Source organism: Methylobacterium sp. NFXW15, assembly GCF_049887755.1.
In the GTDB taxonomy this organism is placed as follows: Bacteria; Pseudomonadota; Alphaproteobacteria; order Rhizobiales; family Beijerinckiaceae; genus Methylobacterium.
In genome coordinates, this window is record NZ_JAGEKG010000001.1 from 715233 (window position 1) to 731830 (window position 16598).

The following is a 16598-nucleotide window of genomic DNA, read 5'->3' on the forward strand; positions in this document are numbered from 1 at the left end:
CCCGCCCTTGGATGTTGCTTCGAACCGGTCCTTCCGGGCGCGCATCGGTCGTGCGGTGCTGCGGCGGTTGCCGCTCGCCGGGACGCTGGTGGGGCTCGGCCTCGCCGCGTGGCTCGTGGCGACGAACGACCTCGCCGCCGTCGCCTCCGCCTTCGGCAAGATCGGGTTCCTCGGGCTCGCCGGAGTCGTCCTGATGCGGGTGGCGGCGATCATCGTCTGCGGCCTCGCCTGGGCGCGGCTGCTCGACGGACTGGTTCCCTCCCCGGCCGGAGCCTGCCTCGTCCTCCGTTTCGTGCGCGAGGGCATCAACGTGCTGTTGCCGGTGGCCTCGGTGGGGGGCGACGTGCTCGGCGCGCGCCTCCTCACCTTCTGGGCCGTGCCGGGCGCGCTGGCGGCGGCCTCCGTCCTTGCGGACATGCTGTTCCAGGTCGGCACCCTCGCCCTGTTCGCAGGTGTCGGCGCGGCCCTTCTCGGCCAGATCGAGGGCGCGGCGGCGGCCGAACTCGCGCAATGGACCGCGCGGACGCTCGGCGTCGCGGGTCTGCTCCTCGTCGGGTTCTTCGCCCTCCAGCGCACGGGGCTGGTGCGGGTGCTGGAGGAGAAGATCGCGGCGCTCGGCCGCCGCTTCGTGCGCGAGGCCGAGGCCCAGCCCGAGCCCCGTCCGCAGGTCCAGGGCGCCCTCGACGCGATCTGGGGGCGGGGGCGGCGCGGGCATCTCGCCCAATCCTTCGGCCTGCACGCCCTGGCGTGGATGTTCGGCGTGGCCGAGGTGGCAATCGTGCTGGCCTGTATCGGCGACCATCCGGTCGTGCTGACGGAAGTGGTGGTGATCGAGGCCCTCGGGCAAGCGATCAAGGCGGTCGCCTTCCTCGTGCCGAGCGGGCTCGGCGTGCAGGAGGGAGGGTTCGTCCTGGTCTGCGGATTGTTCGGCATCGATGGCGGGACGGCGCTTGCCCTCTCGCTCGCCAAGCGCGTACCGGACGTGGTGCTGGGCCTCCCCGCCCTGCTGATCTGGCAGAACCTTGAGGCGCGGCGGTCCGGCATCGGCCCGGCCGCGGGCCCGCGATGATCCGCTTCCTGTTCCTGCTCACGGGCCTGCTCCTGGCTTCGCCCGCGCTCGCCCAGAGCGTCACCGTCGATCTCGGCGCGGGCGGCACGACCGAGCGCGCCCTGCAACTCGTCGCGCTCATCACCGTCCTGGCGGTGGCGCCCTCGGTGCTGGTGATGGCCACGGCCTTCACGCGCATCGTGGTGGTGCTGTCCATCCTGCGCTCGGCGCTCGGCACCCAGACCGCCCCGCCCACGGCGGTGATCATCAGCCTCGCCCTGTTCCTCACCGCCTTCGTGATGGCCCCCACGGGCCGCGAGGCCTACACGGTCGGCATCGAGCCTCTGATCGCCGGGCGGATCACACAGGCGCAGGCCTTCGAGCGCGCCTCGGCCCCCTTCAAGGCGTTCATGCTCAAGAATGTCCGCGAGAAGGATCTGAAGCTGTTCCTCGACCTCGCCAAGGCGCCTGTGCCCAAAGGGCCGGAGGATGTCGGGCTAGAGGTGGTGACCCCCGCCTTCATGATCTCCGAACTGAGGCGGGCCTTCGAGATCGGCTTCCTCCTGTTCATCCCCTTCCTGATCATCGACCTCGTGGTCGCCTCGGTGCTCATGGCGGTCGGCATGATGATGGTGCCGCCCGCCACCGTGGCCCTGCCGTTCAAGCTGATCTTCTTCGTCCTCGTGGACGGTTGGGGTCTGGTCGCTGGATCTCTGGTGCAGAGTTACGGAAGCTAAAGGTTACCGCCGTCTTCAGCGGCAGTTTGCAACTATCCCGAGAATGTGTTCGGGAGCCTGCAATCGAATTATCCAGGATTTAAGCTCTCTCAGCCTAGAAAATGCCTATGACGAGAGTCCGGAGATTCCTGGGCGACCGGCGAGGCGCTGCGGCTGTTGAATTCGCGCTCGTTGGTACGCTCTTCATCATGACGACGCTGTTCGTCATGGTCGTCGGCGCGATCGTGTATATCACGCAGGCGGTGGAATACGCGACGAACGCGGCCGCGCGCGACATCCTGATCGGCGCGGCCCAGGCGAACTCCGCCAATCTCGGCACCTTCCAGCAGAGCCTGTGCAGCCGCCTGCCGGCCGGCATCCAGTGCAACAACCTCGTCATCAACCTGTACAAGGTGACCAAGGCCTCCGGACCGGGGGGCTACTACGCTTACGTGAAGCCCGACGCGAGCGGGCTGACCGTGCCGAACCTGACGCCGGGATCCGGCCAGTTTGACCTCGGGATGCAGGGCGATTTCCAATATCTGCAGGTGATCTACCCGGTCACCTTCCTGCCCTCGGGCTTCGCCGCGATGCTGAGCGGGGGCGCCACCTTCAACGGTCAGGCCGCCTATCTCGCCACCGCGACGGCGGCCTTCCGGAACGAACAATACTGATGGGACCGGTGCGCGCCCTTCCGGCCGCCCAGAGCGGGCCGCTGCGTCGCTTCCTGCGAGCCGAGCGCGGGGTCGCGGCGATCGAATTCGCCGTCATCCTGCCGATCCTGCTGGTCCTGCTGCTCACGGGCATCCAGCTCGTTTTGTACATCAATGCCAGCCGCAAGGTCGGGCAGGTGGCGCGCTCGATCAGCCAGATGATCTCGCAGGTCAAACCGCCGGACAATTCCAGCACGGCCACCGTCAACGCGGCCGATCTCCATTTCGGCTACGACGCCACGATGGTGATCTTCCCCTACCTGCTGAACGACGCCAAGCGTCAGAACGTGGCGTGGTGGCGCAACATCGCCATCAACTTCGCGAGCATCGCCTTCACGAAGACCACCGGCACCTGCAGCGATCCCGCCGACCAGAGCAATTGCTACGTCGCCAACGTGGTCTGGACGAGCACCGGCACGTCGCAGCCCTACGGCCAGATGTACAGGCCGTGCGTCGTGCCCCAATTGCCCACCGACAACACGGCGACGCCGAACCCGACGCTGCTGCCTCGCTCGGTCTACGGCCCCGCCTCGCTGATCGTGATCGATGTCGTGTTCAAGTTCACCCCGACCTTCGGGGTGGGCTTTCTCCCGACCCTGACGATCTCGCGGAGCGCCTACGTCCAGCCCCGCTACGCGACGCTGATCAACTACGACACCACCAGCAACGACGGGATCGCCACCAAATGTCCCGGATATTGACCGGCCTGAACCGGCTCGCCGCGCAGGCCGCCGCACTGCCACGCGCCACCGGCGGCAACCTCAGCATCCTCTTCGGCTTCAGCCTGATCCCCATCGTCGGCCTCGTCGGGCTCGGCGTGGATTACGGCACGGCCATGTCCACGAAGACGAAGCTCAACGCCGCCGCCGACGCGGCCGCCCTCGCCGCCGTGGTGACGACCAAGGCTTACATCGCGGCCAACCCAACCGATCCGAACCTCAACGCCAATGCTATCGCCGCCGGGCAGCGGCAGGCGATCAATTCGTTCAATGTGAATGCGGGCAAGGTGCCCTACACCACGGTGAACCTGTCTCCGGCGCCGGTCGTGACGCGCAATGGACAACGGCTCGATTCGAAGGTCGTCTATTCGGCGGTCGTGCAGAACAACTTCGGCAAGCTGTTCCGGTCGCCCTCGACGACCGTCGGCAGCACCGTCACCGCCTCCGTGGACCTGCCGAGCTATCTCGATTTCTACCTGATGGTCGATGTCTCGGGCTCGATGGGCTTGCCCGCGACGCAGACGGACATGAACAAGCTCGGCAGCCTGAGCAACGACATGTGGTCGGACTATCAGCAGGGGTGCCAGTTCGCCTGCCACTTTCCCGGCTACAACGGCTGGAATCTGGCCGTGCAGAACAATGTTCAACTGCGCACGGATGCGGTGAACACCGCCGTGTGTAACCTGCTCAAGCGGGCTGCGGCTCCCGTCGTACCGAACCAGTACAGAGTCGGCATCTACCCGTTCATCAATCAACTCGGAACGCTGGCGGGGCTCACCAGCACCATCGCGAATTTGAACACCATGGCGCAGTGCGGCCAGACCAGGCCGCTCGCCTTCACGAACCTGCTCGATACCGGCACGACGCAGCTCTACACCAATAACGACCCGACCACGGGGACGGGTGCGGGCGGCACGCATTTCGAGGTGGCGATGCCGCAGATGCAATCGACCGTCGCCTCCTATGGCGATGGATCGACCGCGGCCAAGCCGAAGCCGTTCGTGTTCCTCATCACCGACGGGATGCAGAACGGACAGCACTACTCGACCACCGTGAACGGCAAATACGCCTATCCTGGCAACCCGTCTAAATTCACCGGTTACAATGCGGCCTGGTGGGACGGCTCTCAACCGTCGCAGATCGACCCGAACAACTGCGCCGCGCTGAAGAACGCAGGCGCGACGATCTCGGTCCTGTACATTCCGTACAACCAGATCAACTTCGTGAACAACAGCGGGGGCATCGCCTGGGAGAACAACCGGGTGAACAGCTTCAGCCCCACCCTGGCGACGCCGCTGAAATCCTGTGCCTCGCCCGGCTATTTCTACACCGCCAACAGCCCCGCCGACATCGACAGCGCCCTGAGCGCGATGTTCGACCAAGCACTGAAGGTCGCCCGCATCACGCACTGAGGCGACAGCCTCAGCCCGGCGGCGGGGTGGCGGGGGTGTCGGCGCGGCTCTGGCTGTTGCCCGCCTTCGTTTCCGTGCCGCGATCCGGCACGGCGGCCTCGGGATAGCGCTTCCGGTATTCCGCCAGGAAGGCCGACAGGGTCTCCGCTTTGGTCGCCCGTGCCGCGATGGCGCGGAAGCCCTGGCTGCGGGTGGCCCCGTCGCTCGTGAGCAGCGCGAAGGTGCGCGCATCGGGCCCCAGGGCCATCGGACCGGAGAACTTGGCCTTCAACCGCTCCAGACCGAGCCGTTCGCCCGCGAGATCGTAGGCGATGGCGGCGCGGATCGCGTCGGCGCGGGCGGTCTCATCGAGAGCCGCGCCGGAGCGCCAGATCTCGCCGAGCAGGGCTTCGTGTGCCTCGCCCGCCTCGCGCCAGCGCCGCGCACTCCACAGGATGTCGGCGCGCAGCCGCGCCACGTCGGGGCCGGCCTCGTCCTCGATCGCTTCGAGGGCGAGATCCGTGCGGGTCAGATCCGAAAGCGCCCGCGCCCGGACCAGCGAGCGCGCCCGCCGCAATTCGGCGGTCAGCTCGGGCATGTCGGTGGATTCGAGGGCCGACAACGCCCGGAGGGGCTTGCCGTCCATGAGCAGGACGGTGGCGAGCCGCGCCGCCACGGCCGATCGCGCCGCGCCGGTGAGGCGGTTATCGACCTGATATTGCAGCAGGTCGGCCGCCGAATCGAGGAGATCGAGGCCGACCAGCCGGTCCGCGAGGCGGCGCACCACGGCATCGCCCCGCCGACCGATGGGGGCGAGTTCCTTGAAGTCGAAATACAGGGCGACCGCCGAGACGCCGGACAGGCTGTCGCCCTTGCCCGCGAGGTAGAGATCCTCGAACGCGCCCTGCGCCTCGGAGGTCAGGGCGCGGGAGAGTGGCGAGTTCGGTGCCAAAGTGTTGGCCCGGCGCACCGCCGTGAAAGCCGCGCGCCAGCGCCCGTCCGAGAGGTAGAGCCGCGCGAGGCCGGCATTGATCGCCTCTTCCTGGCGCCCGCCGTGCCACATCATGGCGAGGCGTTCCAACCGCTCGATGGCGGTGGGCACGTCGATCTTGCCCGCGGCTCTGGAGAGCAGCGTCCCGCGCATCGTCGCGGCGGCGGCGACGGGCCACTGGGCCTTGTCCGCGAGCTTCGTATAGGCCTCGATGGCGGCGGCGTCCTGGCCGGTTGCCTCGGCCACCCGCGCCCGGACCAGGGCGAGGCGGTCGCGGGTCAGCGGTTGCAGGTCGCGTGCATCGCCCGCACGAGCGGCGGCGGATTCGGTATCCCCCGTCTCGATCGCCGCCTCGGCGGCGGTGGCGCGCATCTCGTCGGCGATTTCGGGCGGGTATCGCTCGGCGACCGGGAGAACCTTCTGGAAGCCGGTCTCGGCGGCCGTCCAGTCGTTGAGACCGGCCGAGGCATGGGCGCGCCACAGGGCGGCCTCGGGATCGGCGGCGAGAACCGGGACGGAAAGCGCCTTCAGTGCATCCGCGTGACGGCCGACATGCTCCAGCATGACGCCGCGGAGGATCGCCGTCTCGCGGGTCTCGGCCACCAGCGGATCGTCGGCGGCGGCGGCCTCGAGAGCGCTCAGGGCCTCGACGTCGAAGCCATTGGCGAAGGCGGCGCGGGCGAACGCGATACGCGCCGGCCCCCGCTCGATGGCGGGCCCCATCGCGGCGGCGGTGAAGAGGTCGCGCAGCGTCTGCCGCACGTTGCCGAGGCGGACCTTGTCCCAGGCCGTCCGGTCGAAGATCAGGGTGCCGGGCGCGTCCAGGGCGGCTTCCGGCTTCTTCGGGGTGCCGGAGGCCGCAAGCCCGCCCTCGCGGGCGATGAGCACCCCGTCGAGGTCGGACCGCACCGCGAGGTCGTCCGCCGTTGCCAGCACCGCCAGACCATGACGGCTCGGCAGGATTTCGAAGTCGACGAAGCGTCGGCTCTTGGGATTGCCTGCCGCCTCCAGCGCGGAGGACGCCACCACCGCGATGCGCTCGCCGTCGAGGTCGAGCCAGCCGGTCGCGCCCGGTCGCGGCATGGGTACGGACACCGAGACCTGCCCGGCCGGGCTCGGTTGGCGCACGGGTTCCAGGGTGGCGCTCGGGCTCAGGCTGTTGCCCGCCGAGAGTTCCCAGGCCGGGCCGTTCGGCGTCGCCACGGCGGCAAGGTCGAGGAGCTTGCCCGTCGGCAGCGCGAAGCGCAGCAGCGTAAGGGCCCCGAACCGCTTCGGCTCGCCGAGCGACCGCAGGCCCGTGGCGCCCGGCGGCGGCACCGCGACCGGGTCGGCCGTCTCGAAGGCCAGGAAGGCGATGCCGCCCCGCTCGAACAGGGCCGCCGGAGGCAGGTGCGCGAAGGGGAAGACGAGGCCGGACCCGGCCAGGCGCGTCGGAACCGTCTCGGATTTCGGCGCGGTTTCCTTCGCCGCCGGGACGACCTTCACCGCCGCCGCCGCTGCCTCCTTGGGCGACACTTCCTTGAGAGGCGTATCCTGGGGCGGAGGCGCATCGGGCACCGCAACCTCGGTGGATTTCGGCGGCGCGGGCGGGGCCTTGCGGATGACGTCGAGGGTGTAGATCCCGTCCTCGCGCTCGCCGGTCACGACGAAACCCTCGGCGGGGGTGAGGATCAGGCTCGCAGAGTTCTCGTCGGCATCGGTCGCCAGGGCGGACACGCCGGGCCGCGGCCGTCCGCGCACGTTACCGGCGTCGATCGCGTAGCGGCCCGTGACGCGCAGGCGCGTGGCCGCCCCCTCGTTCGTCAGCGTGATGGGCACGCCCTCCGGCACCCGCATGGAGAACCGCGTGAGCGTCGGCAAATGGGCGAGTTCGAGGGCGAGCGGCTTGGGGGGCGGCGTGGGGATGCGGGCCTGAAGCGCCTCCTCCGCGAGACGCGCCCGGCGGGCGAGATCGGCCACGACATCCTGCGGCAGGGGCGGCGGCAGGCCCCGCCAGCTCTCGGGCAGGAGATCGACGAAGACGCGCTCACCCGCGAGCTGCACATTGGCCCGCACGGGCCGCTGAAGGGCGAGGCGCAAGCCGGTGCCATCGGGATCGCGGCGCACGGCGGTGACGTAGGTCGCCATCTCCTCGGAGAGGCGCTCCGGCCCCGCCGTGGCCTTCTCGCCGTAGCCGAGGATCAGGACGCCGCCCGAGACCGATGCCTTGACGGTGATGGGCTTGTCGAAGGTGAGGACGAGGCGGCCGTAGCCGTCGGTCTCGGACCCCTTGGCCGAGACGAGGCGCGCGGCGAGCGCCGGATCGAACCCCGCTGCGACGAGCAGGGCGGCCACGAACGGAACCGAGCGGGCGCGCAGGCCGCGGCCTTTCCGGTTTCGCCCGCGCAAAGCTCCCATCGCCTGCTGAGACCCGCTCCCGGCGCGCGGGCGACACCCGCCACGCCTTTACGCCACATGGGGGAACCCTGCACCAGCACGGCTAATAGCGGCTTAACCGCTGAGCGCGACCGCGCGATCGAACGCCTGAGGGAAGCCGACGAGCGGCACGACGACGGACGCGGCCTCGTTGTTGCCGCTCTTCTGACCGGTGACGGTGAGGGCCTTGGCGTTGCGCATCCCATCCGTCGCCAGGGTCGGGAAGCTGATCGGCACGAGGCAGCCCTCGCTGGTGCAGGTGGAATAGGGCGCGCCCTTGCCGAGCGCCTGCTCGTCCAGCTTGAAGGTCACGCCGGGTTCGATCGCCATGCCGAAGGGCATCAGGATCACACCCTCGGACCGCCCGTCCTTCGGCGTGCTCAGCTCGAAGCCGAACTTGCGGCGGCCGGTCTTCGAATCACCCTGGGACTGGACGACGATGCAGCTGACCTTCTCCTCCGGGCGGACGCAGGAGACGGTCCAGTCGCCGTAGCTCTCGCTGACGGTCGATGCGCCCGTCGGCCAAGCCGCGACCGGCGCAGTGGCCGCTGCCGGCGTCGCCGTCGGCGCAGGCTTGGCGACGGCCTTCGGGGTCGGCTTCGGCTTGGGTTTCGCCTTGTGCGGCGCAGCCGGTTCCGCCGCCGCCGGTGCCTCGCCGCCCTGGTCGGACTCCTGCGCCGTGGCGCCCGTGGCGGTGAGCAGCGCCACGAGGAGCAGTGCCGCGCGACGGGCGGGCAAACGGATCGGCGGCATGACTTCGGTTCCCCGGTACGCGGATCGGACGCGAAGCCGCCTAGCCTCTGAGGCGGGGCGACGCAATCGGCTCCGGCTCAGGAAAGCGATGGTCTCAGAGGGGGATCGGGCCGCCCGCGCGGGAGAGGAGTTCACAGTGCCGTGCGACCGCGCCGGCGGATTCGCGGCGGACGGCGCGCACCAGCGCGAAGACCAGGGTGAGGAGGCCAGGATCGCGATCGGCGGCTTCCTGGGCGGGATTGGGAACGCGGGAGGCGATGAGAGCGAGCATGTCGATTCCAGTCTCGAAAGGCTCGGACGTTTCCGTGACGGCTTGCGCGTCTGCTGCAACGCAATATGAGCCATTCGATTTTGGCTGCGTACCGACATGAATGCCGCCGCCGCATGCATTTGATGCATGCCTGTCTGCGAGGAGCGTTTACCGTTTCGCAATACCCCCGCGCAGCCGCCCCCTGTTGACCCTGCCGGGGCGAGACGCCATGGAGCGGTCCATTGCGATATGGGCCTTAAGGTCCGATCGTCGCTGAACTGTCACCTGCGCGGCCTACCGCCGCCTGTGCGAAGTCGCGGCCCAGGTGCCGCCCACCAGACGAGGATTGCAGTATGACCGACGCGCCCACGCGCTGGCCGATCCACGGCCGCATCAGCGGCCCCATCGTGATGATCGGCTTCGGGTCGATCGGGCGCGGGACGCTCCCGCTGATCGAGCGCCATTTCGAGTACGACGAGGCCCGCTTCACGGTGATCGACCCGGTCGACACCCACAAGGCGCTGGCCGAGAAGCACGGGCTGCGCTTCGAGACCGTCGCGCTCACCCCTGAGAACTACCGCGATGTCCTCACCCCCCTGCTCACCGAGGGCGGCGGCCAGGGCTTCTGCGTGAACCTGTCGGTCGACACCTCCTCGCGCGCGATCATGGAACTGTGCCGGGAACTCGGCGCCCTCTATGTCGACACCGTCGCGGAGCCGTGGCCGGGCTTCTACTTCGACAAGAACCGCAGCCAGGGCGACCGCACCAACTACGCCCTGCGCCAGGACATCCTCGACGCCCGCGCACAGAAGCCGGGCGGCCCGACCGCCGTGTCCTGCTGCGGCGCCAACCCGGGCATGGTCTCGTGGTTCGTGAAGCAGGCCCTGCTCAACATCGCCAAGGATACGGGTGTCACCGATCCCGAGCCCAAGAGCCGTGAGGAATGGGCCGGGCTGATGCATAAGCTCGGCGTGAAGGGCGTGCACATCGCCGAACGCGATACGCAGCGGGCCAAGAACCCGAAGCCGCGCGGCGTCTTCGTCAACACGTGGTCGGTCGAGGGCTTCGTCTCCGAGGGCAACCAGCCCGCCGAGCTCGGCTGGGGCACCAACGAGACTTGGAAGCCGGAGAATGCCCGCGAGCAGGAGAAGGGTTCGCGCTGTGCGATCTACCTGCTCCAGCCGGGCGCCGACACCCGCGTGCGCACCTGGGTGCCGACGGCGGGCGCGCAGTTCGGCTTCCTCGTGACCCACAACGAGGCGATCTCCATCGCCGACTACTACACCGTGCGCGAGGGCGATCAGGCGGTGTTCCGCCCGACCTGCCACTATGCCTACCACCCGGCCGACGACGCCGTGCTCTCGCTCCACGAGATGTGGGGCAACGCGGGCAAGGTGCAGGAGAAGCACCACATCCTCGACGAGAACGAGATCGTCGATGGCATCGATGAGCTCGGCGTGCTGGTCTACGGCCACGCCAAGAACGCCTATTGGTATGGCTCGCAGCTCTCCATCGAGGAGACCCGCCGCATCGCCCCCTACCAGAACGCCACCGGCCTTCAGGTGACCTCGGCCGTGCTCGCGGGCATGGTCTGGGCGATCGAGAACCCGGAAGCGGGCATCGTGGAGGCCGACGAGATCGACTTCCGCCGCTGCCTCGAGGTGCAGACGCCGTATCTCGGCCCGGTCGTCGGCGTGTACACCGACTGGACCCCGCTCACCGACCGTCCGGGCCTGTTCCCGGAGGACATCGACACCAGCGATCCGTGGCAGTTCCGGAACGTGCTGGTGCATCGCTGAGCGAAGCATCGTCCGCCGTCGCGCCACCCGGGACGGCGGCGTCTTGTCATCGGCGGCGACGCGTTCCACGCTGAGCCGTTCCTGCGGGGAAGCGGCGATGGGTGCCACGGTCGAACAGCAGATCCTGATCGAACAACGGGTCACGAACGAGGGGCCGAGCGTCGTCGCGGCCTATCTACTGTGGTTCTTCCTCGGTTTCGTCTCCGCCCATCGGTTCTATCTGGGGCGAATCGGCAGCGCGATCTGTCAGCTCGTGCTGAACCTGCTGCTCATCGGCCTCGTCTGGCTGGTCATCGACCTGTTCCTGATCCCCCGCATGGTCCGGGCGAAGCAGGCGGAGCTGCGCCGGACGTTCGGCCGACTGATCGCGCCCACCACCTCCGCGGTCCTGACGGGCACGCCCCCCGCGATCCGGTTCTGAAAGCATTACCGCCCTTGCGAGTGGAAGGCGGAGGGGCCGGTGACCTTGCCGGCGTGACCGGGAGCGGCGAAACCCTTCACACCGTGACGATGGCATCCGCCCGGTAGGTTGAACCCTCGACCGGGTTGGCAACCCAGCGGCAGCGGCCGATCCTCATGTCGTGGCCGGCGTGGAAATGGCCCGAAATCCACAGATCCGGCCGTGTTTCGTCGGCTAAATCATCCAGAACGGTCGTCGCGTAGAAGGCCGGCACCCACCAGGGTACGCTGGGGGCGTCGCGGAACCGGTCTGCAGCCAACGGGCTCGCCGGATGGTGGGTGACGACCACCGTTCTGCCCTCGTGCGGCCTGGCCAGGGCGGCGAGCAGCGCCTCGCGCTCGGCGAGATGCGCCGCCATCGCGTCGGCGGGCTGCCAGGGGGTGCCGTCCGCCTTGCGGATCGAGCCGCGATATTCCCGCGAGCCGGTGACCGGATCGGTCATCCGCGCGGCGGCGAAGGCGATCGGGTCGGCCGGGCGGTTCGGCGTGTCCTGCGTGAGCCAGAGCCCGGCGAGGCACCAGTCGCTCCACAGGGTCGTGCCAACGAACCGCACGCCATCGATCACAACCGCTTGACCGCCCCGGAGCAGATGGATCTGCGCGCCGAGGTCGTTCAGGCGCTCCACCTCGGTGACGAGGGCGGCGAGCAGTTCCGGCGCGGTGCGCGGATCGCCGGTCGGGGCGTAATGCTCGTGGTTGCCCGGCACCAGCACCACCGGCCGCCCCTGCGCGAGATGCAGCAGCGCCGCGAGCCCCCGCTCGGGATGGCCCTCGTAGAGATCGCCCGCACAGGCGAGCACGTCGAACGCATCCACCGGCAGCTCGATCAGGTCGAGGCGGCGGCGTTCGAGGTGCAGATCGGAGAGGGGAAAGATGCGCATGCGTCTCCTCACCCGGCGGCGCGCCGCTCGGCGGCGGCGGCGCGGAGGATGTCGATGGCCGAATCGGCGTTGATGACGGCGATCAGCCCGGCCGCGACGAGATCCGGCCAGGGCGAGGGTACGACAATCGTCGTCAGCCCCGCCGCGACGACGGCGAGGTTGGCCACCGTGTCGTTGCGGGCCGAAAGGTAGGCGGCGCGGGTCAGGCTGCCCGAACCCGTCCGATGCTTGGCCAGCATCGTGGCGCAGGCGAGGTTGACCGCGAAGGCCCCGAGCCCGGTGAGTGTCAGCGGGAGGGGCGCGGGCGGCGTGAACTCCGCGAATTTGTCCCAGGCGGCATAGGCCCCGGCGAGGGCGGGCAGGACGAGCAGGACGGCGAGCCCCGTGCCGAGCCGTGCCCGGTTGCGCGCGCTCCAGCCGAGCCCGGCGAGGATCAGCAGGTTGATCGCCGCGTCTTCCAGGAAGTCGAGGCTATCCATCACCAGCGAGACGGAGGCGATGGCGAGCGCCACGGCGATCTCGATGAAGAAGCAGGCGCCGTTCAGCGCCGCCACGCGCGCCACGACCGGGCGCAGGGCGGCGGGCGGGGTGGTGAGGGGGGCGGCGCTCATCCGGGATCCGGTGGAGGGGGCGAGAGCCCGCCTCTTGTCCCGGCGCGGCGGCGCTGTCGAGGCGCTTTCCGTCAGAAAAGTCTGCGGCCGCCTCAAGAAAGTTGCGCCTTCGTACAGGTGGATTCGGCGCCGCGCCTGTGCGACCCCCTTCCGACCGGGCCGACACGAACGAGCGGCCGCAACCGGAGGTCCTGTCGAGCCATGCTGCCGGAACTGCGCGTCCTGTATTTCGAGGATCTGGAAGTCGGTCTGTCCGAGACCCTCACCAAGACCATCGCCTCCTCCGACGTGGTCGGCTTCGCCGAAATCACCGGCGACCGGAACCCGATCCACCTGTCCGAACACTTCGCCGCGCGCACGCCCTTCGGCACGCGCATCGCCCACGGCCTCTATACGGCCGGGTTGATCTCGGCGGTGCTCGGCACCCGCCTGCCGGGACCGGGCGCGGTCTACATCTCGCAGACCCTCAACTTCCGTGCGCCCGTGCGCATCGGCGACACGGTGGATGTGACCGTGACGGTGGCCGAGTTGATTCCCGAGCGTCGCCGCGCGCGGCTCGCCTGCAATTGCACCGTCAGCGGTGAATCGGTGCTCGACGGCGAGGCCTGGGTGAAGGTGCCGACCAAGGCTGAGGCCGACCCGCTGGCCGTGCGCATGGAGAAGAGCCGCATCGCCCCCAGTGACATCTGAGACGATCGACGACCCCGCCGATCCCCGCCTCGACCCCTACACCCAGATGCGCGAGCGCGACCTCGTCGGTCGCGCCGGGCGGTTCGTGGTCGAAGGTGAGGTGACGCTGCGGCTGTTGCTCGGCCCGCGCTCGCGCTTCCGGGCCGAATCGCTGCTCCTCGCCCCCGAGCGGCTGCCCGGCCTCGCGGGGGCGCTGCGGGATTGTCAGGCCCCGATCTTCGTGGCCGAGAAGCCGGTGATGAGCGCGGTGACGGGTTTCCCGATCCACCGCGGGGTTCTGGCGATCGGCCTGCGCGGGGAAGAGCCCTCCCCCGCCGCGATCGTCCCCGCCGCCCCGGCTCCGGCCCTGGTCCTGGCGCTGGCGGGTCTCACGAACCACGACAATGTCGGCGCCTGTTTCCGCAACGCGGCCGCCTTCGGGGCGGACGCGGTGCTGCTCGACGCCACGACCTGCGATCCGCTCTACCGCAAGGCGATCCGCGTCTCGGCGGGGGCGGCCCTCGTCACGCCCTTCGCGCGGCTGGAACCGGAGACCGACTGGCTGGCGCTGGCGGAGTCCCTGTCCCTCGAAGCCGTGGCGCTCAGCCCCGGAGCCGGCGAGGAACTGGGCGCGCGGCCACTGCCCTCGCGGGCGCTGCTCATCATGGGGACCGAGGGTCCCGGCCTGGAGGCGGAACTGCTGGCGCGGGCGCGCTCCCTGCGGATCCCCATGGCGGGCGATTTCGATTCGCTGAACGTCGCCACGGCGGCGGGTATCGTTCTCCACGCGCTGGCACGGGCCCAGGGACGGCTTTCTCCGAGCGTAAACTCGGCGCCTTGATCCAAAACTGTGCGAAAACGCACATTGTTTCGATGAACCAAGTGAAGTGATCGAGACCGCGGGGTCTTCCGCAGAAATCGCGGATCGCCGCTTGTCTTCACGCGGCTCGCGATAGCGGTGAGGAAAAAGACCTACGCGTTCAGGGCTCACTGATAAAGAACGGGATGCAGTCGCCGGATCTGGTGGCCTTTCCCGTAAGACCAAGCGGCGCCTCTCTATCCCCAGAAAAATCATCCTTCCGTTGCGCGCGACAATGGGCTGCAATTGCCGGGGAGCGCTCTACGTCTAGCTTGGCCCTACGAACCGGGGTCGTATGGGAGAACGTGGCGTTGCTTCAGGCGCGTGAAGGGTTGAGGGCGCTGTCCGGGCGTCGGGTCGCCGTCGTCGGCGCCGGTCCCGGAGGCTTGGCGACGGCCCTGCTCCTGGCGCGCGCGGGCATCCACGTCACCCTGTTCGAGAAGGACGGGCAGGTCGGCGGACGGACCAAGACCGTCGAGGCGCCGGGTGGCTACAAGTTCGATATCGGCCCGACCTTCTTCCTCTATCCGCAGATCCTGGCGGACATCTTCAACAGCTGCGGTGAGCGGCTGGAAGACCATGTGAAGCTCGAACGGCTCGATCCGCAATATCACCTCGTCTTCGAGGGGGAGAACGGCATTTCGGGCGAGATCCGCGCCACCGGCGACCTCGACCGGCTGGAAGCCGAGATCGCCCGCATCGCCCCGGACGACGCCAAGAACGTGAAGAAATTCTTCACGGAGAACCGCAAGAAGCTCGAATACTTCAAGCCGGTGCTGGAGCAGCCGTTCCACCGGTTCCTCAGCATGGCGAGCCCGGCCATGCTCGCCGCCCTGCCCCATCTCCATCCCGGCCGCAGCGTCGACCGGGACCTCCGGCGCTACTTCGCCGACCCGCGGGTGCGCCTCGCCTTCTCGTTCCAGACCAAATACCTCGGGATGAGCCCCTTCCGCTGCCCGAGCCTGTTCACGATTCTCTCGTTCCTCGAATACGAGCACGGCGTGTACCACCCGGTCGGCGGCTGCGGCGCGGTCTCCGATGCGATGGCGGGCCTCGCCCGGCGGATGGGCGTGGACGTGCGGTTGAATGCCGATGTCGAGCGCGTCACCTTCGAGGGCGACCGCGCCAACGGCGTCGTGGTCGGCGGCGAGACCTTCCGCTCCGATGCCGTCGTGATCAACGGCGACTTCGCCAAGGTGGTGAAGGCCCTGGTGCCGGAAAAGCGCCGCCCCCGTTGGCGCGACGCCAAGATCGCCGATGCCCGGCTCTCCTGCTCGACCTTCATGTTGTATCTCGGCATCGAAGGTAAGATGCCGCCCGGCCTGTCGCATCACACGATCCTGCTGGCGAAGAACTACGAGCAGAACATCCGCGAGATCACCGAGGGGACGCTGCCGATGCAGCCCTCCCTCTATGTCCAGCATGCGGGCTACACCGACGGCGGCATGGCGCCCCCCGGTCACACCGCTCTCTACGTGCTGGTGCCGGTGCCGAACCTGAAGGCCGGGATCGACTGGCCCTCGATCCGCGAATCCTACCGGGCGCTCGCCCTGGAGCGGCTGAAGCTTCTCGGCATCCACGATATCGAGGATCGCATCCGCTACGAGCGGGTGATCGACCCGACCCAGTGGGAGGGCGATTTCGCCGTCCACGAGGGGGCGACCTTCAACCTCGCCCACGACCTGATGCAGATGCTGTGGTTCAGGCCGCACAACCGGTTCGGGCCGGGGCTCTACCTCGTCGGCGGCGGCACGCATCCGGGTTCCGGCCTGCCGGTGATCTACGAGGGCGCGCGCATCTCGGCGAAGCTGCTGATCGAGGAACTGGCCGGCGCCCGCGCCGCCGAGAATGCCGGCATCCCCGAAACGGCGCCCCTCGCGGCGCCCGGCGAAGCGTCTTGACGGGTCCGCACCTCGCGCGCCTCTGCGGCGCCCTGCTCCTTCTCGCCCTTCCGGGGGCGGCCCGGGCAGCGGCGATCCAGGTCGAGGTCGATGGGGCGGAACCGGGCGGCGGCCCCATCCTCGTCACCATCTGCCAGGGTGGCTTGTCCGGCGCTGCCTGCAGCCTGGGCGACAAGAGCGGCGACGGTCGCTTCCTGTTCCGCGATGTGCCGCCGGGAACCTATGCCGTGGCGGCTTTCCAGGACACGAACGGCAATGGCCAGCTCGACCGCACCGGCCTCGGCCTGCCGCTCGAACCCTACGGTCTCTCCAACGATGCGGGCCGACGGGGCCGCCCCGATTTCCGGGACGCCGCCTTTTCCCTGCGCGAGCCCGGCGCGCTGATTCGCGTGCGGCTCGTCCGCGCCCTGCCAAGGCGTTGAG

The 16598-nt window shown here is 69.1% G+C and carries 16 protein-coding genes; 11 read left to right on the forward strand and 5 right to left on the reverse strand.

Annotation, left to right across the window (positions count from 1 at the left end):
* Positions 1 to 7: 7 nt before the first annotated feature.
* The 5 genes from J4O73_RS03425 to J4O73_RS03445 all read left to right on the forward strand — a co-directional run bounded on the left by J4O73_RS03425 (position 8) and on the right by J4O73_RS03445 (position 4608).
* A complete protein-coding gene (locus J4O73_RS03425) occupies positions 8 to 1069 on the forward strand; it encodes a lysylphosphatidylglycerol synthase domain-containing protein (protein WP_426214565.1) in 1062 nt (353 codons plus the stop codon).
* Positions 1066 to 1785 carry a flagellar type III secretion system pore protein FliP gene (gene fliP / locus J4O73_RS03430; RefSeq protein ID WP_426214567.1) on the forward strand — a complete coding sequence of 240 codons (720 nt, stop codon included), beginning with the start codon at positions 1066 to 1068 and terminating at the stop codon, positions 1783 to 1785. Before J4O73_RS03425 ends, fliP begins: the two co-directional genes overlap by 4 nt.
* A 107-nt stretch (positions 1786 to 1892) precedes the next feature.
* The gene (locus tag J4O73_RS03435) at positions 1893 to 2438 is read left to right on the forward strand and encodes a TadE/TadG family type IV pilus assembly protein (protein ID WP_426214569.1); all 546 of its coding nucleotides are present in this window, start codon (positions 1893 to 1895) and stop codon (positions 2436 to 2438) included.
* Positions 2438 to 3178: a TadE/TadG family type IV pilus assembly protein gene (locus tag J4O73_RS03440; protein WP_426214571.1), complete on the forward strand. Its 741-nt coding sequence runs from the start codon at positions 2438 to 2440 to the stop codon at positions 3176 to 3178. The genes J4O73_RS03435 and J4O73_RS03440 overlap by 1 nt, the downstream gene beginning before the upstream one ends.
* Positions 3163 to 4608, forward strand: coding sequence for a pilus assembly protein TadG-related protein (locus tag J4O73_RS03445; protein WP_426214573.1), 1446 nt, complete (start codon positions 3163 to 3165; stop codon positions 4606 to 4608). The genes J4O73_RS03440 and J4O73_RS03445 overlap by 16 nt, the downstream gene beginning before the upstream one ends.
* Positions 4609 to 4618: 10 nt before the next feature.
* Here the strand turns inward: J4O73_RS03445 and J4O73_RS03450 are convergent, their stop codons facing one another.
* The 3 genes from J4O73_RS03450 to J4O73_RS03460 form a co-directional block, all read right to left on the reverse strand.
* Positions 4619 to 7975 carry a hypothetical protein gene (locus tag J4O73_RS03450; RefSeq protein ID WP_426214575.1) on the reverse strand — a complete coding sequence of 1119 codons (3357 nt, stop codon included), beginning with the start codon at positions 7973 to 7975 and terminating at the stop codon, positions 4619 to 4621.
* 93 nt (positions 7976 to 8068) lie between these two features.
* Positions 8069 to 8746 carry an invasion associated locus B family protein gene (locus J4O73_RS03455; protein WP_426214577.1) on the reverse strand — a complete coding sequence of 226 codons (678 nt, stop codon included), beginning with the start codon at positions 8744 to 8746 and terminating at the stop codon, positions 8069 to 8071.
* A 94-nt stretch (positions 8747 to 8840) separates the two neighbouring features.
* Positions 8841 to 9017: a hypothetical protein gene (locus tag J4O73_RS03460; RefSeq protein ID WP_426214579.1), complete on the reverse strand. Its 177-nt coding sequence runs from the start codon at positions 9015 to 9017 to the stop codon at positions 8841 to 8843.
* Positions 9018 to 9349: 332 nt separating this feature from the next.
* Between J4O73_RS03460 and J4O73_RS03465 the strand changes: the two genes are divergently transcribed.
* Both J4O73_RS03465 and J4O73_RS03470 read left to right on the forward strand, forming a co-directional pair.
* Positions 9350 to 10795, forward strand: a complete 1446-nt coding sequence (locus J4O73_RS03465) for a homospermidine synthase (RefSeq protein WP_426214581.1) — start codon at positions 9350 to 9352, stop codon at positions 10793 to 10795.
* Positions 10796 to 10892: 97 nt separating this feature from the next.
* Positions 10893 to 11216 carry a TM2 domain-containing protein gene (locus J4O73_RS03470; RefSeq protein WP_426214583.1) on the forward strand — a complete coding sequence of 108 codons (324 nt, stop codon included), beginning with the start codon at positions 10893 to 10895 and terminating at the stop codon, positions 11214 to 11216.
* A gap of 76 nt (positions 11217 to 11292) precedes the next feature.
* On the opposite strand, the gene J4O73_RS03475 is transcribed toward J4O73_RS03470, so the two are convergent.
* On the reverse strand, positions 11293 to 12135 hold the full coding sequence (locus J4O73_RS03475; protein WP_426214585.1) for a metallophosphoesterase: 843 nt from the start codon (positions 12133 to 12135) through the stop codon (positions 11293 to 11295).
* An 8-nt stretch (positions 12136 to 12143) separates the two neighbouring features.
* On the reverse strand, positions 12144 to 12746 hold the full coding sequence (locus J4O73_RS03480) for a cation transporter (RefSeq protein ID WP_426214587.1): 603 nt from the start codon (positions 12744 to 12746) through the stop codon (positions 12144 to 12146).
* A 201-nt stretch (positions 12747 to 12947) separates the two neighbouring features.
* On the opposite strand from J4O73_RS03480, the gene croR reads away from it, so the two are divergent.
* The 4 genes from croR (at position 12948) to J4O73_RS03500 (ending at position 16597) form a co-directional block, all read left to right on the forward strand.
* Positions 12948 to 13436, forward strand: a complete 489-nt coding sequence (croR, locus tag J4O73_RS03485) for a 3-hydroxybutyryl-CoA dehydratase (protein ID WP_378968205.1) — start codon at positions 12948 to 12950, stop codon at positions 13434 to 13436.
* 46 nt (positions 13437 to 13482) lie between these two features.
* Positions 13483 to 14256 (forward strand): TrmH family RNA methyltransferase, encoded by a 774-nt coding sequence (locus tag J4O73_RS03490; RefSeq protein WP_426214906.1) that lies wholly within the window; start codon positions 13483 to 13485, stop codon positions 14254 to 14256.
* Positions 14257 to 14585: 329 nt separating this feature from the next.
* Positions 14586 to 16175, forward strand: coding sequence for a phytoene desaturase family protein (gene crtI, locus J4O73_RS03495; RefSeq protein ID WP_426214590.1), 1590 nt, complete (start codon positions 14586 to 14588; stop codon positions 16173 to 16175).
* Positions 16172 to 16597: a DUF2141 domain-containing protein gene (locus J4O73_RS03500; RefSeq protein WP_426214592.1), complete on the forward strand. Its 426-nt coding sequence runs from the start codon at positions 16172 to 16174 to the stop codon at positions 16595 to 16597. The genes crtI and J4O73_RS03500 overlap by 4 nt, the downstream gene beginning before the upstream one ends.
* Position 16598: the final 1 nt, after the last annotated feature.